The organism is Staphylococcus arlettae, assembly GCF_002902345.1.
Classification (GTDB): domain Bacteria; phylum Bacillota; class Bacilli; order Staphylococcales; family Staphylococcaceae; genus Staphylococcus; species Staphylococcus arlettae.
Genome location: NZ_PPQB01000022.1, coordinates 121,496 through 144,875 on the forward strand (window position 1 = coordinate 121,496; position 23,380 = coordinate 144,875).

Below are 23,380 nucleotides of genomic sequence, written 5' to 3' on the forward strand. Positions count from 1 at the left end.
TAGTTGTGTATACTAACCAAAGGAGTGAACGTCGATGAAATCAATCTTATTAGTCGGGCAGTCTAATATGGCAGGACGTGGATTTATTACAGATGTAGAACCTATCATTAATGAACACATTAAAGTATTAAAAAATGGTCGTTGGCAATTTATGGAAGAGCCTATTCATCAAGATAGAGCAGTTGCTGGTATCGGTCCTGCCGCTTCATTTGCACAGTTATGGGTTGACGAACATCCAAACGAAACATTAGGACTCATCCCTTGCGCAGATGGTGGCACCTCTATTGACGACTGGGCACCTGATCAAATATTGACGCGACACGCCATATCTGAAGCACAATTTGCAATGGAAACAAGTGAACTCATTGGCGTGTTATGGCATCAAGGCGAAAATGATAGTAATAATGATAAATACCAAAACTACCAAGAGAAATTGCAACAATTTATCGCACATATGCGTCATGCATTAGATCAACCTGACCTCCCCTTTATTGTCGGTGGTCTAGGAGATTATTTAGGACAATCTGGTTTCGGCCAAAGTGCAACACAATACCAAGAAATCAATCAAATTATACAATCAGTGAGCAACTCAGATCCATACTGCTATTTCGTAACTGGACAAGGATTACGCCCTAACCCAGATGGTATACACATTAACGCGCGTTCCCAAAGAATTTTTGGTATACGTTATTATCATGCATTTTCACAACTCAAAGATGTGTTGTCACCATTACCAAATGAAGCATCACTTTTATCCACTTTGTATAAAGAGACCTATAGTAAAAACGAGCAGATGTATCTTCAATTGGCGGCGATGGGTAAAAATGAAATCACTTTTGAGCATTTCTCTCAACAAATGGCTGCAATAAACAAAGATACACCATAAGATAAAAATCAACTCACAGAGAGCAACAAACAGCTTCAAGACACACACTTATAAAGTCTGTCTATTACTATGTATGCATAAGAAGAAGTACAATTGTAACTTTATAGTCGATACAATTAAAAGCTGGGACAAGTTCATACATGTCCCAGCTTTTTTATAAAATTATCAATAATAATATATTAAGACTATAATCTAAACTAAATCGTTACAATACCTAAGCAAATTGCGATAATTAACATTATAATTGAGAATCCCCACACCCAGAAAAAGGCGTATTTAATATATTTACCCATATTAATTTCAGCAAGACCAACTGCTAACCAAACTGCTGGTGCAAATGGACTCACAAACGTACCGATAACATTTCCAATCATCAGTGCAAAAGCTGTAGATTCTGTAGGCACATTAAACTGGCCTGCAGTAGACTCTACAATTGGTAATATTGCAAAATAATATGCATCTGTACTAGTTAATAAATCTAAAGGTACACCTAACATACCAACTATAATATGTAAGTATGGTCCGACAGCTGTTGGTAATATCGTAATTAACGATAATGCTATGGCTTTTAACATTCCCGTTTCATTTAAAATACCTAAAAACACACCTGCTGCTAAGATTACTGCTGCCATCATTAAGGCATTCGGTGCATGGGCACGTATACGTTCCATTTGATAGTCTACATTTCTAAAGTTAAGCGGTAGTGCAATCGCCACACCAATCATAAACGCCAACTCAGGTGGCACTATATCTAAGAGCATCATAGCGACAATAATTATAGTTAAAATTAAATTAAGCCATAAAATATATTTATGTTTAGCCGCTTCACCTATAATAGGAGAATTTTCGTTTTGTTGTTGCTCATAACCCTCAACAATACTTTGAATATCTACTTTTTCCCTATCCATATCACTATAAGTACGGGCAATTTTTCTTTTTTCTCGCATACCTAGGAACATTGCAAATAATACGACTAACACAATACCGATTAATTGTAATGGAATGACTTGATACCACAGGTCATTAATATTGTCGACGCCAATAACTGACGCTGTCCTAGCCATTGGGCCACCCCACGGAACCATATTAATGATTGCAGCACTTAGGGCTAACAACAATACTAATAAATACGGACTCATTTTTAGTGCACGATATAAAGGTAATAATGCGGGTATTGCTAATAAAAATGTTGTCGCTCCTGCACCATCTAACTGTGCACATGTTCCAATTAATGCGGTCACAACAGCCACAATAATAACATTCCCTCGCGTAAATTTAATCATTACTTTTACAAATGGTCTAAATAATCCGCTATCAGAAATAATACCAAAATAAATAATAGCGAAAATAAACATAATAGCAACATTAAAAACTTGGTCAATTCCGGAATCCACATATTTTCAAATATCCCCAAACCCATGACCAATTAATAATGCACCAACGATAGGAATAAGTATCATTCCTACTACTGGACTTATCTTTTTAATGATTAACAAAGTGACTATTGAAATAATAATCAATAAACCCACTATAGTTAACAACGTACTTGATTCTTCCATGTTACATCCCCCTATACGTAAGCGCTTTCTTACATTTATAAAAAAAGTTACCTTTCATTAGCGAAAAGTAACTTTTTTTATAAATATACCACAATGCCAATATAAAATAAAACACTTTAAATTATATTTGCATAATATATTTAGAGTTATAGATACAGAATGAATATAATTTTATCTATAATATATTGACTACAAAAACATGAAATTCAATTTATTATACTACTTGTGTTATAGTAGTTTAAAAATTTATAGAAGGAGTATATTATATGAAGCCCCTATAACTTTCACTTTTATTGAGAGAATATTTTTATCTTTAGGGATCCTAAGCTTTCTTTTAAATTTAAGTATTTCATTCAACATCTTACAATTTCCACACTTTATAGCTATGCTTTGCTTAAGCGTCACTTTTATTTGCTTCGGTATAGTAGCATTCAACAAACATTCGATATTTATCGGTATTAGTTTTTTTATAATAGCACTATGTCTTGTAGCTTTTATTGTATTTACAACTTATTAGTAGGCAAAGTTGTAACAGCTAAAATAAGTGGTTTGGCTGAATTGGATTTCATTATTTCTGATGACGACCTCACTCAAAATATGGATAAAAATATAATAAAGTACGTTAATTTAATTTAAGTCAGCTTTTATTATTTTTATGTTAAGTATCCTTTTACTATTTATAACATAGAACAATTTGGGTATAGCTTACTATGGTAGTAATTTTTAACTAGAAGATGAGGGTGAAGATGATGCAGCGTAATAATAACTTTAACGAATATCCTAAAATTTTAAAGATCGAAGACGATGGAACTATTATTGCATTAGATAAACACGGTAAGGTTAATACTGATTTAAACACACATAGTGTTACGGACGAGCAACAGTACGATATCTTTGGAGAAGTATTATACAGCCCTTATAGTCGTATCCAAAAATACCAACAATCCTATGCGCATGATTCACATGATCCGAATCACTTAAAATCAGAAGCCCATTATAATCAACGCGATCGAGAACGAGAATTACAATTACTGGAAGAAAATAAAAAAACCAAACGTAAAAATACGTGGCTCGGTTTAAGTGCTATTATTTTGTTACTTATCGTAGGTGTTTTTGCCGTAACAGCATTTTTCAACTCACGTGATGACGGACAACAAAATCAAACAGAGCAAGCACAAACTGATAATCAAAACCAAAACGATGCTGGCCAAGGTGAAAATGTTAATTTCGAACATCAAAATAGTAAAATTGAAAGCCAAATCCAAACAATTAAAGATGATATAAGTAATGGAAATGATGAAACAGAATCTAAACTGCAATCATTACAAGATAAAGTAGATAGTCTTAAACAAGAAGCTGATTCATCCACGACAGAAAATTTAGCCGATAAATATCAAAGTGCTGTAAACAACTTAGAACAAGCTAAAGATCAACAAGAAAATGGCAACAGTGATCAAATGCAAGAAGAGCTCGATAAAGTAAATAACAAGTTAGATGATATTAAAGATAAATTTTCATCTTTCTTTGATAATAACAAACAAGAAGACTTTGAAAATAAAGAAAGTTAATCCTCCTGCACCGTTTGCATTGGCAACGGTGCAGTTGCTGTAATTCAGCTAAAAATAGCAAAGCATCACTACCGGTAGTCTGAAGTCAGACAACGCTAAGGCTACCCTACAGTAACCGACAGAAAATAGCTAACATTTTTATAACGCTTATATTTCCACTTACTTCTATCTATATTTTAATGCTTACTTGCTAAGTACTTATTAGTACTTATTAGTACTTGATAGACCAACAAAATAATACATAGCTCTTTCATAGTAAAGGGAGTGGGACAGAAATCTGTTTTTGAAAAAATGATTTCGTCTTCCCACTCCGGCAAGGTTGACTAGCCTTGAAACAAGCTTGATTTGAAGCGCATTTTCAATGCAGTCAGCTACTGCCAATATGAAAAAAGACTAGGACAATCAATATTGTCCCAGTCTCTTGTTAGTCATATTATTTAATTTGTCGCTTTTTAACATTTAAGACATTTACAACATCTTGAATGTACGCACCTTTCAAATGATAACTGAATCGGTAAATGAGGTAACTTAAAAAGACGCTGATTATAGGTAATGCAATCATGATGATACGTAAACCATTTTTCGTAAAGTCACTTTGCTGTTGACCAGCTTGATAACCAAATAAGTCTAATCCCCATCCGGTAAATAGTGCCGCTACTGCCATAGCAGTTTTCATCAAGAACGTTTGAGTTGATGTAATAACACTTTCATTCCTTTGACCAAATTTCAATTCACTATAATCAATAACATCTGCAATCGATACAGTAATAATGCCCATAATAAATCCAGTACCTGTTTTAATAAATATTGTCCCTATTATGACTGGTATCACAGCAGAGGGCGATACATAGCTTGCAATTAAAAAAATGATTAAGCCTATGGATAATGATACTGCTGCTATCGGAAACACATGTTCACGTGACAGCCATTTTGCTAATTTAGGAAACATCAATAATGCAAGGATTTCTACAAAGCCTACACCATTATACAGTGCAAACAATGCCTTAGATTCTGCCACATAACTAAAATAATATATTGCGACATTGCCTAGTAATTGAATACTTAAAAAGAAAGTTACTAAAATACCGATATAAGCGAGTAGCTCTTTATTCATGAATAAAATACGCCAAATATCTTTAAAACGCAATGTAATGCCTGTATCAATATTTGTCGGCGCTTCATAAACATTACGTACAGTTATTATGATTGCAATGATAAATACGATAGCAATGATGACTGTCATAATAAAGAAACCTACAGATTGCTCTCCGCCTCCAAAGTGGTGAGCAAAAAATGCTACAACTGTTAAACCTGCAGTACCAACAATCATATTGGCTAAACTAGCAAACACACGAGGAATGATAGATACTTCCTCTCGTTCTGTTGGATCGTTAGTTAAATTAGGTAACCAAGACCAATATGGCACATCCATCATCGTATAAGTCATCCCCCACAAAATATAAAACACTGAAACATATATATACAGACTTGTGCCAGACAATCCAAAATCGCTAAATAGAATAATGGTTATCACCGCATTAATAATAGTACCAATAACTAACCACGGCCTAAATTTGCCCCATTTGGTTTTAGTTTTATCTACAATCATACCCATAACCGGATCATTAATTGCATCCCAAATACGTGCGACAAAAAACAGCGTGCCTACAAAACTTGCCGCCACCCCTAGTACATCCGTAAAATAAAACATTAAGAAGGTCCCCGTTAGACCTACTACTAAGTCTTTACCAAAAGCACCAATACCAAAAGAATACTTTGCTTTTCGGGTTACTTGTCTATCCAAAAAACCACCCCTTAAGTTCTACTAGCTTTAACAATGTTAAAGCTAGACATAATAGTTCTTTGTGTACCTGTTCAAAGCTCTCGCTGATATTAGTCGAACTTTGGTAACCAATCGCCATGAGCTGTAATTAAATCATCACATAGTGCAATAATGTCATCGATTGATAATTCTGCTGCAGTATGAGGATCTAACATTGCTGCTTGATATATTTTTTCTTTTTTCTGCGTCAATGCCGCTTCAATAGTTAATAATTGCGTGTTAATATTGGTTCTATTTAATGCTGCAAGTTGTTCTGGTAACGGACCAATATAAGTCGGTGCAATACCACTACTATCCACTAAACACGGCACTTCTACTACAGCATTCTCTGGTAAATTACTAATTAAACCACCGGTGTTTAATACATTTCCTCCAATTTTAAACGGTTGATTGGTTTCCATTGCTTCAATGATATACGAACCATATTCATGTGAACGTTCATGCTCTAAATTTTTATTATTCACCATATCATCACGCATTTTTTCCCATTCTGATATTTGATTGACACAGCGCCGTGGATATTCATCCAATGGTATATTGAAACGCTCTATCAATTCTGGATATTGGCTTTTAATAAAATAAGGATGATATTCCGCATTATGTTCCGAAGACTCAGTAATATAATAACCAAATTTATCCATGAGTTCGAAGCGCACCATATCGTCATGTGACTGTTGCTGTTTTGCTTTCGCTCGTTGTTTAATTTCTGGGTATAAATCTTTACCATTACGAGTAATTTCAAGCAACCATGCCATGTGATTGATGCCCGCTATTTTATGCTGAATTCCATCTGTTGGCATATCCAACGATGTTAATAAATCATTGGCACAAACTTGAACACTGTGGCATAAGCCAACTGTTTTGATCCCTTCTTGCAGCATAATGTTTGTTAACACGGCCATCGGATTTGTGTAATTTAAAAACCAGGCATCTGGACACACTTCTTTCATATCTTGCGCAAATGCTTGCATGACTGGAATCGTTCTTAAATTACGGAAAATACCTCCAATACCTAATGTATCAGCAATGGTTTGACGTAAACCGTACTGTTTAGGAATCTCAAAATCTGTAATAGTAGCTGGATCATATCCACCAACTTGAATAGCATTAATAACATATTTAGCATCTCGTAAAGCTTCTTTGCGGTTATGATAAGCACGTACTGTGACGCTAGCATTTAAACTGCTTTTTAAGTTGTTTAACATCTGTTCAGAATCTTCTAAACGTTGTTCGTCTATGTCATATAACGCAAATTCAAAATCTTGTAATGCCTCAACAGTCATACAATCACCTAATACATTCTTAGCAAACACGGTACTACCTGCACCTAAAAACGTAATTTTCTTCATATTACCGCCCCCTAAATATAAGTTTAATATTGCGATTTCATAAATTGCTTTTACAGTACTTAAACCTTTTATTTCTTGTATTCATTTACTGTAATTACAATATCTTATATTTAGATTAGTGAAAATTCTGATATCTATCAATCGTAAATTTTTTTGAAAAGAGTAAAATATTGCTCTATTAATCAATGAATAATTTATCTACTGGCATCACTTTATTATACTTACGATAACTACCAGGTGTTACACCAATTAATTTTTTAAATACTTTACTAAAATAATTACTAGACCTAAATCCTACTTGATTAGCAATCTCAGACACTGATAATTCACTTGTTATTAATAATTGGACGCTAACACGTATACGTATTTGAGTTAAATACTGTATAGGTGTTACTTTCATCGCGGCATTAAACTGCCTGGTAAAATAATATTTAGAAAGTTGGGTCACCGCTACAACATCATCTAACGATAAATCTTCATAATAATATTTTTCTATGTACCGTATTGCTTTATTAATTGGTGAGTCATCTGCTGTCTCCAATTGTTCACCGTATTCTAAATACTCCAGACATTTCATCACAAACGTATAAGCACGCGCAGAAGATTCGTAACCGTGATGTATACCTATATTTTCTATTTTTTCTAGTGTTTCAATGATAAATTGTATTGGTGCTGCATGGAGTGGCAACTGTAAAATGGGTGCTGCATTTCCTTGTATTTTTTCATAGAGTGTTGCTGCCATATTGCCATAGATTGTAAAGTACAAAAACTCCCATTGTTCAGATTCATATGGTAAATAATAACAATGATCACTAGGGACTTTGACAAAAAAGGCATCACCTTGTCTTAATGAAAACTGTTGTTGACCAATTCGTATTGCGCCCTTCCCACTTAACGTATATTGAAAAATATAAACATCTTGTTCAGCGCGTTGTAACCCATCCCACCGATAATCATGATGTTGTCTAATTTCATAACCTGTCGTTTGTAATCCTGCTACTGTTTCTTGAAAATCACCTTTCAAACGAAAGCCATATGTATTAGGCGTTAATGCAATTTTCATACAACCACTCCCTATTTCAGAACTTATACTATCGACTACTAATATCTTAATATTATCATTAACTACTCAGTTAAAATAATGTGATGAAATACGCACAATTTAAAATTTTGAATCCTTTATGACTTTCCTTTTATTTACTTGAACAATTAATACAATAGTTTAATAATTAAGTTAGATAAATAAGGAGGTCATATTATGTTAACTCAAAAAGAAATTAGTACTATTAAAGACACGGTACCTTTACTAAAAGAAGAAGGACAAACAATTACCTCGAAATTTTATAAACGCTTATTTGAAACACATCCAGAATTAAAAAATGTTTTTAACCAAACAAACCAGAAAAAAGGTTTACAATCTTCAGCACTAGCTATGGCCGTTTTAGCAGCTGCCGATAATATCGATGATTTGTCACCTATCGTTCCTGCTATTATGCCAGTAGTATATAAACACTGCGCTTTACAAGTAAAACCGGAACACTATCCCATTGTTGGAGAAAATTTATTATGGGCTATTAAAGAAGTGACTGGATTGACAGATGATAGTGAAGTTATCCAAACGTGGGGCAAAGCATATCAAGCAATTGCAGATGCATTTATCGGTTTAGAACAAGAAGTTTACAGTAACATGGCTTGGGACGGCTTCCAGCCATTCAAAGTCACAGACATTAAAGAACAAACAGAGATCATAAAATCATTCACAATTACATCAGAAAATATAGATTTAAGTCAGTTTATACCTGGTCAATATATTACGGTTGACGTAGCCAGTGACAAATTACCGTACAGAGCTAAACGTCATTATTCTATTGTTGATGGTGATACAAACTATTTAACATTTGGTGTAAGACGCGATGTAACTGAAGGTCATGAAGGTGAAGTTTCAACAATTTTACATGATGAAGTAACTATTGGTGATACTTTAAATATATCGGCACCGGTTGGTGGTTTCGGTTTAGCCAATAACAAGAATAAACAATTATTCTTAGGTTCTGGTGTAGGAGTGACACCTTTAGTATCAATGTACCGCGAAGCAGCAAATAAACAATTAGCAGCTACATTTATTCAAGTTACATCTAATGACAATAATGTAGCATTTGAACAAGAATTGAACGACATTAATAACTCTGTCGCACAAGGTGAATTCAAAACTCATTTTAGAGATGTTGATGGCTTTATCGATTCTAAACAATTACAAGAGTATGTAGATGCAAACACTGAAATTTACATCTGTGGTGGTAATTCGTTCCTAAATTCAATGATTATGCAACTACAAACATTAGATATACCACAAGAAAATGTTCACTTTGAAACGTTCATTCCAAGATTGAGCTTTTCTGCTTCATCACAAGCTTAACTAAAATATCGTTATAATAGTAGCTTTTACGCGAAAACACTTGATTGCTTATGTTATTTTAAGGGAATTCCATATTTTCAGATTTATAATAGGTAAACAACCTTATAAAATTGGTATTACTATTAATTAGTTTACGCATTCAATAAACATCGTCACACTTCAAACTAACTCTAATATCACGATTTGATGTAAGGCGATGTTTTAAACTCATAACAGACGGGAGATTAGTATTTCACGATACTAATCTCCTTTTTGTTTGAATAGCAATATAATAATTGTAACTAAGTTTCATTTGTACTACAGGTGGTATCGGATTAATAATGACACTTTTGGAGGTGCTTTATGAACTTAGTTGATTTTCATAAAGAAATAAAAGGATACGTACAACAGCGTCAACCTGGTATCGAAAAAGATATGCAGCCGAAACCCATTTCTGAATTTGATGACTATCAAGCAGGCAGAAAATTACAAGGTAAAGTCGCACTCATTACTGGGGGCGATTCTGGTATTGGTCGTGCGATAGCAACGCTTTATGCTAAAGAAGGTGCTCATGTCGCCATAGGTTATTATGACGAGCATAGCGATGCTGATGACATTGTTGCTTATATTAAATCTTTTGGAGTGACAGCTAAAGCATATGCACATGATTTAAAAAGCGTAGCTGACTCTCAAGCATTAATTCAACAAGTAATTACCGATTTCGGCCAACTCAACATTTTAGTAAATAATGGTGGTGTCCAATTCCCACAAGATCACTTTGCTGACATCACACCGGAGCAAATTAAAGAAACATTTGAGACTAATATTTTTGGTATGATGTTTTTATCTCAAGCAGCTGAACCTCACCTCTCATCAGGCGATGCTATAATTAATACAACGAGTGTGACAGCTTATCGTGGTTCCGGTCATTTAATAGATTACGCTGCCACTAAAGGCGCAATCGTAGCATTTACACGTTCACTTGCTACAAGCTTGGTTGAAAAAGGGATACGGGTCAACGCTGTAGCTCCTGGTCCTATTTATACGCCACTCATCCCTGCAACTTTTAGCCAAGACAAAGTCGAACACCAAGGTGATGACACACCGATGGGGAGACGAGGACAGCCAGCAGAGCTAGCACCTGCATATGTTTTCTTGGCTTCTTACGCTGATAGCTCTTACATTACTGGACAAGTTATTCACGTGAATGGCGGCGATTATATTACGAGTTAAGGAGTTAACAAATCATGAATGTGTTGCTGACACTCAGAGTAAACTCAATTTCTCTAAAAGGTTAATCTTAATAATTAAAACGTATTATAAAAGCGCGTCGCCTTCTCTTAAGGCACGCGCTTTTTATATTGCTGATATTTGTCCTATTTATTACCATTACACCGTTAACAAGTGTTTGACTACTACTTCATAATGCATGACTGCAAAGATACTATGCTTATTTTCGATATTGGGCATTAAGTTGTTGTATCAATTGCTTAAATTCTTCCTCGGAAGTAAATTCAAATGTGATGTGCCCTTTTTTATTCACGGTAGAAATATTCACCTTTGAGCCATATTGGTCTCTTAATTGCCGTTCTTGTTGTTGAATAAACTTGGGCTTTTTCTTACTCGTTGAAGCTTGTTTTGATGTCTTGCTATTTTTTGCTGAATTGATACAATCCTCTAAATAACGTACGCTCCAAGACTCCTCGTAGGCTTGCTGCGCCATTTTATTCATTGTGCGCTTATCTTTAACAGCTAATAGTGTACGTCCATGTGCTCCCGAAAGTTGTTCATCGCGAATCATTCGCATGATTTCAGTTGGTAAATTAAGTAAACGTAACATATTAGCAATATACGGTCTCGATTTACTTAAGCGTGTCGCAACTTCTTGTTGTGTTAATTGTAGGTCATCCATTAATTTACGATAGCTTTCAGCTTCTTCAATTGCGTTCAAGTCTTCGCGCTGTAAGTTTTCAATAATCGCAAGTTCCATCATATCTTCATCTGTCATTGTTTTGACAATAGCAGGAATCGTTGTCAGACCCACACGTTGTGATGCACGAAATCTGCGTTCACCTACTACAATATGATAGCCTTTTATAGTTTGCCGTAAGACAATTGGTTGTAGAATGCCGTGTTGTCGAATAGAACCCGCTAAATCATCTAATTTAGTATCATCAAATGTTTTTCGGGGTTGGTATGGATTGGCTTTAATTTGATCTAGTGCAATATGTTGCACCTCTTCATCCTGGGTAGTAATTAAACGGTTGTCTTCTGTCTGTGCGATGATATTCACCTACCTTTCTAACAGCTTTACTGTTATTTTATGAATTTTTATACGTGAGAACAAGTAGAAATATTTATACTAGCGCAGATTAGCCTTTTTATTCTAATATCAAAATAATCTCGTTAATCTAAATTTTCAGAAAAGTTGTTGACAAAATTTCTTTTAATGTGTAAGCTATGATTTATCAGTTAAAACAAATAGCTAAACACAGTAATAAGGAAAGTAGAACTAACCCTGCTGGCACAGAGAGTCTTCAGTTGCTGAAAGAAGACACAGAAAGCAAGTTTGAAAATGGCCTTTGAGTGCTGATGCCAATATGAGGCATCATCGGGATCGCCCGTTATAGCGATACAGTATTAACATCAGTTACATGCCAAACTGGAATTAATTTCCATTGTTTTGAAATCTTCTATAGATTCAAAATGTCGATGCATCAACTGTTAGCGTACTGGATAAGGTTGTTTTAGCAATAAAACAACAAACTAAGGTGGTACCACGAAGCAAGCTTTCGTCCTTTATATCCGAATTTTTCGGGTCTAAAGGACGGAAGCTTTTTTATTTTTTAGGAGGTTATATATTATGAAAAATACTGAATTGGCTCAAATCGCATTAACACAAGATGTTACTGGCTCTATCGCCAACCCTATTTATTTATCAACTGCATATCAGCATCCGCATTTGGGAGAATCGACGGGTTTTGATTATACAAGAACGAAAAACCCTACACGTTCAGCATTTGAAGAAGCGTTTGCTAAATTAGAACGCGGTATAGCTTCCTTTGCAACGTCTAGCGGTATGGCAGCAATTCAACTCGTTTGTAATATTTTCAAACCAGGAGATGAGGTGCTCGTATCTTTTGATTTGTACGGAGGTACATTTAGACTATTTGATTTTTATGAACAACAATATGGCGTGAAATTTAAATATGTCGACTTTTTAAATTACGAAGAAGTACAACAAGCACTAACACCACAAACACGTGCACTTTTTATTGAACCAATATCAAATCCTTTAATGTTAGAGGTCGACCTTGAACCTTACTATATTTTAAGCCAAGAGCGTAACTTGTTAACTATTATTGATAATACGTTCTTAACACCTTATCTTTCAACACCATTAGAGGAAGGTGCAGACATTGTTTTACATTCAGGTACTAAATATATCGGAGGTCATAACGACGTCTTAGGAGGCATCGTAACAGTTAAAGACCCACAACTCGCTGAAGACTTTAACGCCTTACACAATATGATTGGAGCGACATTATCACCGATCGATAGTTATTTATTACAACGAGGTCTAAAAACATTACATTTACGCTTAGATCGTTCAGAAGAAAATGCCAAACGACTTGCAGAGCGATGTTCGACGTTATCATCAATCTCTGAAGTATTATACAGCGGCCGCACCGGTATGATGAGTTTACGTTTACACAAAGACTATAGCGTTGCCAAATTTTTAGAAAACATTGATGTTTGTATCTTCGCAGAAAGCTTAGGTGGTACTGAGACATTGATTACCTTCCCATATACACAAACACATGTTGATATGCCCGATGTAGAAAAAGATAAACGTGGCATTGACGAATATTTAATCCGTTTATCTATTGGCGTTGAAAACTATGAAGATATCGAAGCAGATATTATTCAAGCATTAGAAAAATCTAAAGTAGGAGTGATTTCATGACTTTATCAAAAGAAACAGAAGTAATATATGATGCACACCGTGGACAGGACTATGATTCAGCAAACCCACCATTATATGATTCATCAACGTTCCATCAACAAGTACTAGGTGGCGATACAACATATGATTATGCACGCAGTGGCAATCCTAACCGTAATTTATTAGAAGAAAAACTAGCTAAACTTGAAGGTGCTGACTACGCCTTTGCTTATGCTTCAGGTATTGCTGCTATTTCATCAGTCTTACTCACGCTTAATAGTGGCGATCACGTCATTTTACCTGATGATGTATACGGAGGTACGTTCCGTTTAACAGAACAAATTTTAACACGCTTTAATATACGATTCACTACTGTAGATACAACAGACGTTACGGCAATTGAAGATGCAATTGAGTCACAAACTAAATTGATTTATTTAGAAACACCATCCAACCCACTATTTAAAATCACTGATATTAAAGCAGTTGCTCAATTAGCACAAGCACGTGATTTACTAGTAGCAGTTGACAATACCTTTATGACACCACTAGGACAATCTCCATTGACATTAGGTGCAGATATCGTTGTTCACAGTGCTACTAAATTTTTAGGTGGTCATAGCGATATTATTGCTGGAGTCGCTATTACTAATAATAAAGCTGTCGCAGATGCGTTGTACTTATTACAAAACGGTACAGGTAATGCCTTATCTGCACAAGATAGTTGGACATTGGCTAAACATTTAAAAACTTTACCTGTACGCTTTAATCAATCTGTAAGTAACGCGCAACAATTAGTTACATTCTTATCAGAACGCGATGAAGTCGCAGAAGTTTATTACCCGGGACATAATGAGACACATTTAGCACAAGCTAAACATGGCGGTGCTGTGCTCGGTTTCCGTTTAAAAGATGAAAATAAAGCACAAACTTTTGTAGACGCATTGTCACTACCACTTGTTTCAGTCAGTCTAGGCGGTGTTGAAACGATCTTGTCACACCCAGCCACAATGTCACACGCAGCAGTGCCTCAAGATGTACGTGAAGCACGCAATATTACCTTTGGTCTGTTTAGACTAAGTGTTGGTCTAGAAGACCCAGATGAACTTATCGCTGACTTTAACTACGCATTTAAGGAGGCTTTTAATGACTCAACTGTTACAAGCACTCAAACACAACATACTCATCGCTGACGGCGCGATGGGAACAATACTTTATTCTGAAGGCTTAGATACTTGTCCTGAAGCATATAATCTCAGCCATCCAGAAAAAGTCGAACATATTCATCGTTCATATATAGATGCTGGCGCTGACATTATTCAGACCAATACGTATGGAGCTAATTTCGAGAAGCTCAAAGCTTACGGATTAGAACATAAAGTGAAGGACATACATCAGGCTGCCGTTAAAATTGCTCAACAGGCTGCCAATGATGATACGTATATCTTAGGTACCGTTGGCGGCTTTCGAGGTGTGCGCCAAGAGGACTTAAGCTTATCTGCCATCCAATACCATACAGGCATTCAAGTCGATACTTTAGTAGAAGCTGGCGTTGATGGTTTACTCTTCGAGACGTATTATGATTTAGAAGAACTAACAAATATCATTCAAGCGACACGTCGTAAATATGATATTCCTATCGTCGCTCAACTAACAGCTTCTAATACCAATTATTTACGTGATGGTTCAGAAATCAATAGCGCATTACAACAACTTAAAGCCAGTGGCGCCGATGTTGTAGGATTAAATTGTCATCATGGACCTCACCATATGCAGCAATCTTTTTCACATATTGAATTACCGGATGACGGTTACTTATCTTGTTATCCAAACGCGAGTCTATTAGATATCGATAACAGTGAATTTAAATATAGTGATAACGCTGAATATTTTGGTAGCGTCGCTCAAAAATTAATAAATGAAGGCGTTCGCCTGATCGGTGGTTGTTGTGGTACAACACCCGAACATATTAAATTTATTAAGTCATCTATTAAAGACTTAAAACCTGTTACACATAAAGATATTATTCCTATAACTAAACACCAAACTAAAACAACAACGACAAGTTCCAAAGTTAATTTAACTACTAAAGTGAAACAACGTCCAACTATTATTGTTGAATTAGATACACCCAAACATCTCGATACAAGCTTATTTTTCAGAAATATCAAAAAATTAGATGACGCCGATATAGATGCGGTAACGTTAGCTGATAATTCCTTAGCTACTGTCCGCATCAGCAACATCGCGGCAGCTAGTCTAATCAAGCAAAATTATAATATTGAACCGTTAGTACACATTACCTGTCGTGACCGTAACCTTATAGGTTTACAATCTCATTTACTCGGTCTGTCACTCATTGGCGTCGACGAAATATTAACCATTACTGGTGATCCTTCAAAAATTGGTAACCTTCCCGGTGCCATGAATGTTTTTGATGTGAACTCCAAAGGATTAACAGAAATCGCACAACGTTTTAATCAAGGAATCAATACTGATGGTGATGCGCTGAAGCAAGCAACGAACTTCAACATCGCAGGAGCATTTGATCCTAACGTACGTAAACTAGACGGGGCTATTCGACGTTTAGAGAAGAAAATCGATAGCGGAATGAATTACTTCATTACCCAACCCGTTTATAGTAAAGAAAAAATCAAAGCAGTATATGAAGCAACAAAGCATTTAAATGTACCTTTCTTTATTGGTATTATGCCAATCACCAGTTATAACAACGCGTTGTTTTTACACAACGAAGTACCTGGCATAAAACTATCTGAAGAAATATTAACTCAATTTGAAGCAGTTAAAAACGATAAAGAAAAGACACGCGAGCTCAGCATTTCAATATGCAAAGAGCTTATCGACACTGTACATGAATATTTCAACGGCTTATATCTGATTACACCCTTCCAACGTGTAGATTTTTCTTTAGAACTAGCAGCATACTCGAAAACCATCACTTCAACAAAACAGGAGGCAATATTATGACAATTAAAACATCAAATTTAGGTTTCCCAAGGTTAGGTAGAAAAAGAGAATGGAAAAAGACAATCGAAAGTTACTGGTCTAACAAAATTTCTGAAGCAGAGTTAAATCAACAATTAACAGACTTACACAAAGAAAATTTACTACTGCAAAAAAATTATAATTTAGATAGTATTCCAGTCGGTGATTTCTCATTATACGATCACATTTTAGATACATCATTACTCTTCAATATAATTCCGGAACGCTTCCAAGGACGTGAAGTTAATAATGATCTGTTATTCGACATTGCCCGAGGTAATAAAGAACACGTAGCGAGTGCTTTAATTAAATGGTTTAACACGAACTACCATTACATTGTTCCTGAGTGGGATAACGCTGAACCAAAATTAAATCACAATGTTTTATTAGAACGTTTTAATTATGCCCAATCATTAAATGTTAATGCGCATCCTGTTATTGTTGGCCCTATTACATTTGTTCAACTATCAAAAGGTGGCAACCAAACATTTGAAGAAAAAGTTCAAACGTTACTACCATTATATAAAGAAGTATTACAATCACTTGTAGATGCTGGCGCTGAATATATTCAAATTGATGAGCCAGTCCTTGTGACAGATGCAAGTGCAGATTTCGAAAATATTACTAAACAAGCTTATGATTATTTCGCTGAAGCAGGAGTTGCTAGCAAATTAGTAATTCAAACATATTTTGAACGTGCGAATATTAAGTTTTTAAATACTTTACCTGTTAAAGGTTTTGGGTTAGATTTCGTCCACGACCGTGGTTACAACTTAGAGCAACTTAAATCTGGTGATTTAGACCAAGATAAAGCCATTTACGCTGGAATTATTGATGGCCGTAACGTTTGGGCTGCCGATATTGCCGCTAAAAAAGACTTAATTGAAACACTACAAAACTATACATCCGAATTAGTGGTGCAACCATCAGCATCATTACTACACGTTCCAGTTTCATTAGATGATGAAACTTTAGATGAAACGATTGCTGAAGGCTTAAGCTTCGCTACTGAGAAATTAGATGAGCTCGATGCATTAAAACGTGTAATCAATGACAATGATTCTGACAAATTTGATGTGTTAAAAGCACGTTATGAACGTTTCCAAAACCAAGCGTTTAAAAATCTAGAATATGACTTTTCACAAGTGCGTGATACACGTCAATCACCATTTGCAGAACGTAAAAAACAACAAGACGCACAACTCAACTTACCAGATTTACCAACAACTACAATCGGTTCTTTCCCACAATCAACTGAAGTGCGTAAACAACGTGCTGATTGGAAAAACAACCGTATCTCTGACGAAGCATATAAAACATTTTTACAAGATGAAATTGCACGTTGGATCAAAATTCAAGAAGATATCGGTTTAGATGTGCTTGTTCATGGTGAATTTGAGCGTAATGACATGGTTGAATTCTTCGGTGAAAAATTACAAGGGTTCTTAGTAACTAAATTTGGTTGGGTACAGTCTTATGGTTCTCGTGCCGTGAAGCCACCAATTATTTACGGAGATGTAAAATGGACAGAACCATTAACTGTCAAAGAAACAGTATATGCCCAAAATTTAACTGACAAACCAGTAAAAGGTATGCTGACAGGTCCGGTTACGATTTTGAACTGGTCATTTGAACGCGTCGATTTACCACGTGAAGATGTCCAAGACCAAATTGCTTTAGCTATTAACGAAGAAGTTTTAGCATTAGAAGCAGCAGGCATTAAAATTGTTCAAGTCGATGAACCTGCATTACGTGAAGGATTACCATTACGTTCTGAATACCATGCAGATTATTTAGACAAAGCTGTTCATTCATTCAAACTATCTACATCATCTGTGGCAGATGCAACACAAATTCATACACATATGTGTTATTCTCAATTCGGACAAATCATTCATGCCATCTATGATTTAGATGCTGATGTTATTTCTATTGAAACATCTAGAAGTCATGGTGATTTAATTAAAGACTTTGAAGACATCACTTACGATTTAGGTATTGGTTTAGGCGTATACGATATTCACAGCCCACGTATTCCAACAGAAGATGAAATCACAACTGCAATCCACCGTGCATTGCAAGAAATCGATCGTTCATTATTCTGGGTTAACCCTGACTGTGGATTGAAAACACGTAAAGAAGATGAAGTACGTGAAGCCTTAACTGTATTAGTCAATTCAGTAGAAAAATTACGCGAATCTAAAGATCCAGCAACAGTTTAATTAAGTAAAGGAGCATTGATACAATGACACAATATCCATTATGGGACCAACTAGAACAGTTAAAACAAACAGAGTGGGTAGATTTAACACACACCTTTGATGAGCATAGCCCACGCTTTAGTGAGTTTGAAAAAGCCGAAGTTTCTACATTATATAACATCGAAGATCATGGCTTTTTTGTACAACGTTGGAATCTCGTGACGCAGTATGGTACTCATATCGATGCTCCCATCCATTTTGTGCCACACCAACGTTACTTGGAAGAATTAGAACTTAAAGAATTAGTATTGCCATTAATTGTTTTAGACTTTTCCGAAGCAGTTGCACAAGATGCAGATTTTATCGTTACCAAAGACCATATATTACAATGGGAACAAGTACATGGCACAATTGAACCGCATACTTTTGTCGCCTTACGTACAGATTGGTCTAAACGTTGGCCCAATATCGAACAGTTTGAAAATAAAGATAGTGACGGACAATTACATTTACCAGGTTGGGGCCTTGATGCATTACAGTTTCTCTTTGAAACACGTAACATTAAAGCCATCGGTCACGAAACCTTTGATACAGACGCTTCTGTAGATGTCGCTAAATATGGAGATATTAGAGGAGAGCGTTATGTCCTTGGTCAAGACACGTATCAAATCGAGCTGTTAACTAACTTAGATCAACTCCCAACTAGGGGTGCAATCATTTATACGATTAGCCCCAAACCCAAAAATGCACCTGGGTTTCCCGTGCGTGCATTCGCGATCAAACCTTGAGCCAAACAAGTAAAGTAAACTAGCCATTTACATTTGAACTTGTGTAGTAAAAATTGAGCCCTTTACTACAACATTCTACCCTTTCTATTTCATTATATATGACCTTGAGCAATTGCTATAGCAACATTTTGCTCTATAGTCATCATTACAGGGACGAGCATAGGAATTCACACTACAACTAGTGATTTCTAGCTCGCCCCTATTTTAATGTTTTATAGTGTTAAAACAGTCAATATAATAAATACTATGAGTTATCAAGGAGGATTTCACTTAATGTCAGAAGTAGATACACAGTCGAATACTTTAGTCGAACGTAATAAACTCATCATCGCATACATACTTTGGTTCTTTTTTGGTCAATTAGGGGCACATCGGTTTTATGGACGAAAATTTAATACCGCCATTTGGCAAGTAGGACTAGGCCTTACTGGTTGGGTTACATCACCTATCTTCATTGGGTATGGTTTGCTATTTATCTTATGGATATGGCTGATCATCGATCTCTTCCTTATCCCTAAAATGTGCCGCGAACTATCATCATCAACAACATAAAACGCACTTAAAAAGCCAAGTAAGCACTCATATAAGAAGTGTTTACTTGGCTTTTTGTATATAAAGTTTCTTCACACATTCAAAACTTAAACTCAATCGTCCTTTAACATGTAAAATTGCGTACTTAATTATTCTATGTTAAATTTACTTTACTGAACGGTCAGTATAGTAAACATTAATGAGGTATCGTGATGAATAAAAAACAAGAATTATTACAGCATGCAGCTACAATTATTCAAGAAGAAGGTATGCAAAAATTAACAATGGATTACTTAGCTAAAAAAGCTAATATCACTAAAGGTGGTGTCTTATATCACTTCAATAATAAAGACACATTAATTCAAAAAATGAATGAAATGGCTATTGCAGATTTTGAACAAAGTATAGAACATCATATCTCCAAGTTGTCTGGGAATTATGTATTTACCCGTGCTTATGTATTAACTACGCTAGATTATTTACGTCAATCATCAAACGCTCAATTAACTGCTGTGCTTATATCTTCGCAGGAAGACAAAAACAGCTTACGATTATGGCAAAAAGTGGTGCAACAATGGTCAGCACGCTTTGCTCAAGATCAAGGAGATCCTGATGAAATCTTAAAATTACGTTTAATGAGTGATGGTTTATGGTTTACTATCATGTATGAAGAAGCTGATACCGCACAAATGGCTCATATAGAACGTATTATATTCGATATGTTAAATTCACTCGCTCAGGAGGAATAAGTGATGGGAATTATTTATTTAGCAGGTGCCATTATTTCTGAAATTTTCGGTTCCACGATGTTAAAATTTAGCGCAATATCACGCAAGAAACTATCTGTTCTTGGTGTCATTGTCGGCTATCTTTTAGCATTTTATTTTTTGTCTTTAACAGTAATGTCGATTCCACTTAGTTTTACTTATGCAGCTTGGAGTGGTATTGGTACTGCTTTAACAGCGGCAGTAGGTTTTATTATTTTTAAAGAACGTATTCAACGTCAAACGATAATTGGTTTGATGTTACTTATTATCGGACTCATACTGTTGAGGCTTTAAGGAGGTATTGTACATGCAAGGTTATCTTTATTTATTATTATCTATTGGTTTTGAAATTTTTGGTACTTCAATGTTGAAGTTATCCTCAGGATTCACCAATGTCATTCCAAGCATAATATTAATTATTAGCTTCGGTATCGCATTTATCTTTTTATTATTTTCTTTAAAAACATTACCTTTAAGCAAAGCATATAGTATTTGGGCTGCGTTAGGTACAGCTGGCACTACATTGATTGGTGCACTTTTTTTCAATGAAATTTTATCGGTCGTCAATGTTATCGGTATCGTCGTGGTTATTACTGGGGTTGTTATTATGAATTTGGACTTCACCAACAAAAGTGTTAACCCCAAATAAGTTTGAGACATTATTAATTCGACCTAGCCATATTTCAATTGTAGTCATCCTTGCCGAAGTGCGACGACACAAGCTTTTTAGGAAATTATATTTTTGACCGACGCCATCTGTCAGTAATCTATATAAGTGATTAAAAACTGTTATTGTTTAGCGTGAAACATTACAGCTTAACTTAAAAATGGATGTCTACTACTTATCTTTTAGACTTCCTGTAGACATACTTAAAGAGCCTAACCCTACTTAGAGTTAGGCTCTTTAGCTATTTATTCAACGATTAAGACGACACAGTATTTTGACCATATGGTATTTGATGATCTAATTCAAATGACGTTTGCGCTACCGTTTGTTTATATTGGTAGACGAAGTAAATAATCCATAATAACGTTAAACCAAAGCCAAGATAATAACTTAATGTTAAGTCTAACCCTAACCCGATTTTTTGACTTAAAATATAGACGAAAATATTCCATGTCATAAATGTAGCTGGGATAGCTGCCACCCAAAAGTTTTTCTTAGCTAATAGTAAATACATTGCACCTACCCATAATGCTACAACGGCAGTCGTTTGGTTCGCCCATGAGAAATAGCGCCATAATATAGTAAAATCTACTTGCGTTAAACCAAAGCTGATAACAAACAATGGAGTCGCCACCCATATACGTTTCATAATTTTACTTTGCCCTATATTTAAATAATCAGCAATAATCATACGCGCACTTCTAAATGACGTATCACCACTCGTAATTGGTAAGATAATAACGCCCAGAACAGCAATCGTACCAAATACTGAACCTAATAATAAATGCGACGCTTCACTTACAACTAATGCCGCTTCACCACGTGCTAAGACATCTTGTAAACCACTGTAACCATTAAATAAACTCATACCAGCAGCAGCCCAAATCATAGCGATGATACCTTCTGCAATCATCATGCCATAAAAGATAAAACGACCATTTTTCTCTTTATTTGTTGTTCTAGAAATAATCGGTGTTTGTGTCGCATGGAAACCAGATAAGGCCCCACATGTAATTGTAAAGAATAATAACGGGAAGATTGGTGCGCCATCTGGATGCATATTTTGAATGTTTATTTCTGGAATCGGTGCCCCCGTTTGAACCAATCTAAAGCCAATACCTACCGCACTAATTAATAATAAGGCTCCAAAAATTGGATAAACACGACCTATAATCTTATCAATTGGTAAGATTGTCGATAATACATAATAAACAAATATCACAAAGATAATAATGCCTAAAGCAATACGACCATCCATTAAGTTATGTAATAATAATGCCGGACTTGTCACAAAAACTGTACCTGTCAGTAATAACAATAATATTGAGAAGATATTAACAAAGTGCTTCATGACCTTACCTAAAAACTTCCCTGCTAATTCAGGTAAATGTGCCCCTTTGTTACGAATAGAAATCATACCTGTTAAATAATCGTGAACTGCACCGGCAAAAATACATCCCACTACAATCCAAATAAATGCTACTGGACCATACAATGCTCCCATAATTGGACCGAAAATAGGTCCAACCCCTGCAATATTCAGCAATTGTATTAATGAATTCGACGACGTTTTCATCGGTAAATAGTCAACATTATCACGTTGATCATAGGCTGGTGTAGGTCGCTCTTTATTAGGACCAAACATCTTATCAATGTATTTACCATATGTGAAATAACCTACCACTAGCAAAATGATCGATACAATAAAAGTAATCATAGTAAATAATCCCCCTCATTTCTATTGAAAGCGTTTTCTTTAATTTAATCATAACTTATTGAAATGCACAATGTTAGGAATTAATTTATTGATATACTCCCGTATGAAACTATTTATGCTGCGTGCTTATATTAGCTGATTTTGTAGCGGAAATCGT

Annotated in this window: 18 protein-coding genes, 1 pseudogene and 1 other annotated feature; of the genes and pseudogenes, 13 read left to right on the forward strand and 6 right to left on the reverse strand. The window is 35.3% G+C overall.

Annotation, left to right across the window (positions count from 1 at the left end):
* Positions 1-34: 34 nt before the first annotated feature.
* Positions 35-886 (forward strand): sialate O-acetylesterase, encoded by an 852-nt coding sequence (locus CD036_RS10735; protein ID WP_103388622.1) that lies wholly within the window; start codon positions 35-37, stop codon positions 884-886.
* Positions 887-1,083: 197 nt separating this feature from the next.
* Here the strand turns inward: CD036_RS10735 and CD036_RS10740 are convergent.
* Positions 1,084-2,445, reverse strand: a pseudogene (locus CD036_RS10740) (CitMHS family transporter).
* Positions 2,446-3,191: 746 nt separating this feature from the next.
* Here CD036_RS10740 and CD036_RS10745 point away from each other — a divergent pair.
* A complete protein-coding gene (locus tag CD036_RS10745) occupies positions 3,192-4,013 on the forward strand; it encodes a hypothetical protein (RefSeq protein WP_232158767.1) in 822 nt (273 codons plus the stop codon).
* A 433-nt stretch (positions 4,014-4,446) separates the two neighbouring features.
* Here the strand turns inward: CD036_RS10745 and melB are convergent, their stop codons facing one another.
* The 3 genes from melB to CD036_RS10760 all read right to left on the reverse strand — a co-directional run bounded on the left by melB (position 4,447) and on the right by CD036_RS10760 (position 8,268).
* Positions 4,447-5,817: a melibiose:sodium transporter MelB gene (gene melB, locus CD036_RS10750; RefSeq protein WP_103388623.1), complete on the reverse strand. Its 1,371-nt coding sequence runs from the start codon at positions 5,815-5,817 to the stop codon at positions 4,447-4,449.
* Between the two features lie 89 nt (positions 5,818-5,906).
* Positions 5,907-7,205 carry an alpha-glucosidase/alpha-galactosidase gene (locus CD036_RS10755; RefSeq protein WP_021459374.1) on the reverse strand — a complete coding sequence of 433 codons (1,299 nt, stop codon included), beginning with the start codon at positions 7,203-7,205 and terminating at the stop codon, positions 5,907-5,909.
* Positions 7,206-7,383: 178 nt separating this feature from the next.
* Positions 7,384-8,268 carry an AraC family transcriptional regulator gene (locus CD036_RS10760; protein WP_103388624.1) on the reverse strand — a complete coding sequence of 295 codons (885 nt, stop codon included), beginning with the start codon at positions 8,266-8,268 and terminating at the stop codon, positions 7,384-7,386.
* Positions 8,269-8,463: 195 nt separating this feature from the next.
* On the opposite strand from CD036_RS10760, the gene CD036_RS10765 reads away from it, so the two are divergent.
* A complete protein-coding gene (locus CD036_RS10765) occupies positions 8,464-9,621 on the forward strand; it encodes a globin domain-containing protein (RefSeq protein WP_103388625.1) in 1,158 nt (385 codons plus the stop codon).
* Between the two features lie 342 nt (positions 9,622-9,963).
* A complete protein-coding gene (locus CD036_RS10770; protein ID WP_103388626.1) occupies positions 9,964-10,833 on the forward strand; it encodes an SDR family oxidoreductase in 870 nt (289 codons plus the stop codon).
* Positions 10,834-11,050: 217 nt separating this feature from the next.
* Here the strand turns inward: CD036_RS10770 and CD036_RS10775 are convergent, their stop codons facing one another.
* Positions 11,051-11,884: a ParB/RepB/Spo0J family partition protein gene (locus CD036_RS10775; protein ID WP_103388719.1), complete on the reverse strand. Its 834-nt coding sequence runs from the start codon at positions 11,882-11,884 to the stop codon at positions 11,051-11,053.
* Positions 11,885-12,085: 201 nt separating this feature from the next.
* Positions 12,086-12,403 (forward strand) — a binding site (T-box leader).
* 60 nt (positions 12,404-12,463) lie between these two features.
* Here CD036_RS10775 and CD036_RS10785 point away from each other — a divergent pair.
* From CD036_RS10785 to CD036_RS10825, 9 genes are all read left to right on the forward strand, one after another.
* On the forward strand, positions 12,464-13,567 hold the full coding sequence (locus CD036_RS10785) for a PLP-dependent transferase (protein ID WP_103388627.1): 1,104 nt from the start codon (positions 12,464-12,466) through the stop codon (positions 13,565-13,567).
* Positions 13,564-14,739 carry a cystathionine beta-lyase MetC gene (metC, locus tag CD036_RS10790; protein WP_103388628.1) on the forward strand — a complete coding sequence of 392 codons (1,176 nt, stop codon included), beginning with the start codon at positions 13,564-13,566 and terminating at the stop codon, positions 14,737-14,739. Before CD036_RS10785 ends, metC begins: the two co-directional genes overlap by 4 nt.
* A complete protein-coding gene (locus CD036_RS10795; protein ID WP_002509666.1) occupies positions 14,693-16,534 on the forward strand; it encodes a bifunctional homocysteine S-methyltransferase/methylenetetrahydrofolate reductase in 1,842 nt (613 codons plus the stop codon). The genes metC and CD036_RS10795 overlap by 47 nt, the downstream gene beginning before the upstream one ends.
* On the forward strand, positions 16,528-18,774 hold the full coding sequence (metE, locus tag CD036_RS10800) for a 5-methyltetrahydropteroyltriglutamate--homocysteine S-methyltransferase (RefSeq protein WP_103388629.1): 2,247 nt from the start codon (positions 16,528-16,530) through the stop codon (positions 18,772-18,774). The genes CD036_RS10795 and metE overlap by 7 nt, the downstream gene beginning before the upstream one ends.
* A 23-nt stretch (positions 18,775-18,797) precedes the next feature.
* Complete coding sequence (locus CD036_RS10805) at positions 18,798-19,541, forward strand: cyclase family protein (RefSeq protein ID WP_103388630.1); 744 nt, start codon at positions 18,798-18,800, stop codon at positions 19,539-19,541.
* A gap of 273 nt (positions 19,542-19,814) precedes the next feature.
* Positions 19,815-20,093, forward strand: a complete 279-nt coding sequence (locus CD036_RS10810) for a TM2 domain-containing protein (protein WP_002509669.1) — start codon at positions 19,815-19,817, stop codon at positions 20,091-20,093.
* A 191-nt stretch (positions 20,094-20,284) separates the two neighbouring features.
* Positions 20,285-20,821 (forward strand): TetR/AcrR family transcriptional regulator, encoded by a 537-nt coding sequence (locus CD036_RS10815; protein ID WP_103388631.1) that lies wholly within the window; start codon positions 20,285-20,287, stop codon positions 20,819-20,821.
* Positions 20,822-21,133 carry a DMT family transporter gene (locus CD036_RS10820; RefSeq protein WP_276330037.1) on the forward strand — a complete coding sequence of 104 codons (312 nt, stop codon included), beginning with the start codon at positions 20,822-20,824 and terminating at the stop codon, positions 21,131-21,133. It abuts the gene before it with no gap.
* A gap of 13 nt (positions 21,134-21,146) precedes the next feature.
* A complete protein-coding gene (locus CD036_RS10825) occupies positions 21,147-21,488 on the forward strand; it encodes a DMT family transporter (RefSeq protein WP_103388633.1) in 342 nt (113 codons plus the stop codon).
* 274 nt (positions 21,489-21,762) lie between these two features.
* On the opposite strand, the gene CD036_RS10830 is transcribed toward CD036_RS10825, so the two are convergent.
* Positions 21,763-23,223 carry a carbon starvation CstA family protein gene (locus tag CD036_RS10830; RefSeq protein ID WP_103388634.1) on the reverse strand — a complete coding sequence of 487 codons (1,461 nt, stop codon included), beginning with the start codon at positions 23,221-23,223 and terminating at the stop codon, positions 21,763-21,765.
* Positions 23,224-23,380: the final 157 nt, after the last annotated feature.

Excerpts from the sequence above, each read along its gene's own strand:
- metC (WP_103388628.1), top strand. The coding sequence starts at position 13,564 with ATGACTTTATCAAAAGAAACAGAAGTAATATATGATGCACACCGTGGA.
- CD036_RS10795 (WP_002509666.1), top strand. The coding sequence starts at position 14,693 with ATGACTCAACTGTTACAAGCACTCAAACACAACATACTCATCGCTGAC.
- CD036_RS10810 (WP_002509669.1), top strand. The coding sequence starts at position 19,815 with ATGTCAGAAGTAGATACACAGTCGAATACTTTAGTCGAACGTAATAAA.
- CD036_RS10770 (WP_103388626.1), top strand. The coding sequence starts at position 9,964 with ATGAACTTAGTTGATTTTCATAAAGAAATAAAAGGATACGTACAACAG.
- CD036_RS10805 (WP_103388630.1), top strand. The coding sequence starts at position 18,798 with ATGACACAATATCCATTATGGGACCAACTAGAACAGTTAAAACAAACA.
- CD036_RS10815 (WP_103388631.1), top strand. The coding sequence starts at position 20,285 with ATGAATAAAAAACAAGAATTATTACAGCATGCAGCTACAATTATTCAA.
- CD036_RS10825 (WP_103388633.1), top strand. The coding sequence starts at position 21,147 with ATGCAAGGTTATCTTTATTTATTATTATCTATTGGTTTTGAAATTTTT.
- CD036_RS10830 (WP_103388634.1), bottom strand. The coding sequence starts at position 23,223 with ATGATTACTTTTATTGTATCGATCATTTTGCTAGTGGTAGGTTATTTC.
- CD036_RS10760 (WP_103388624.1), bottom strand. The coding sequence starts at position 8,268 with ATGAAAATTGCATTAACGCCTAATACATATGGCTTTCGTTTGAAAGGT.
- CD036_RS10785 (WP_103388627.1), top strand. The coding sequence starts at position 12,464 with ATGAAAAATACTGAATTGGCTCAAATCGCATTAACACAAGATGTTACT.
- CD036_RS10755 (WP_021459374.1), bottom strand. The coding sequence starts at position 7,205 with ATGAAGAAAATTACGTTTTTAGGTGCAGGTAGTACCGTGTTTGCTAAG.
- CD036_RS10745 (WP_232158767.1), top strand. The coding sequence starts at position 3,192 with ATGATGCAGCGTAATAATAACTTTAACGAATATCCTAAAATTTTAAAG.
- CD036_RS10735 (WP_103388622.1), top strand. The coding sequence starts at position 35 with ATGAAATCAATCTTATTAGTCGGGCAGTCTAATATGGCAGGACGTGGA.
- CD036_RS10765 (WP_103388625.1), top strand. The coding sequence starts at position 8,464 with ATGTTAACTCAAAAAGAAATTAGTACTATTAAAGACACGGTACCTTTA.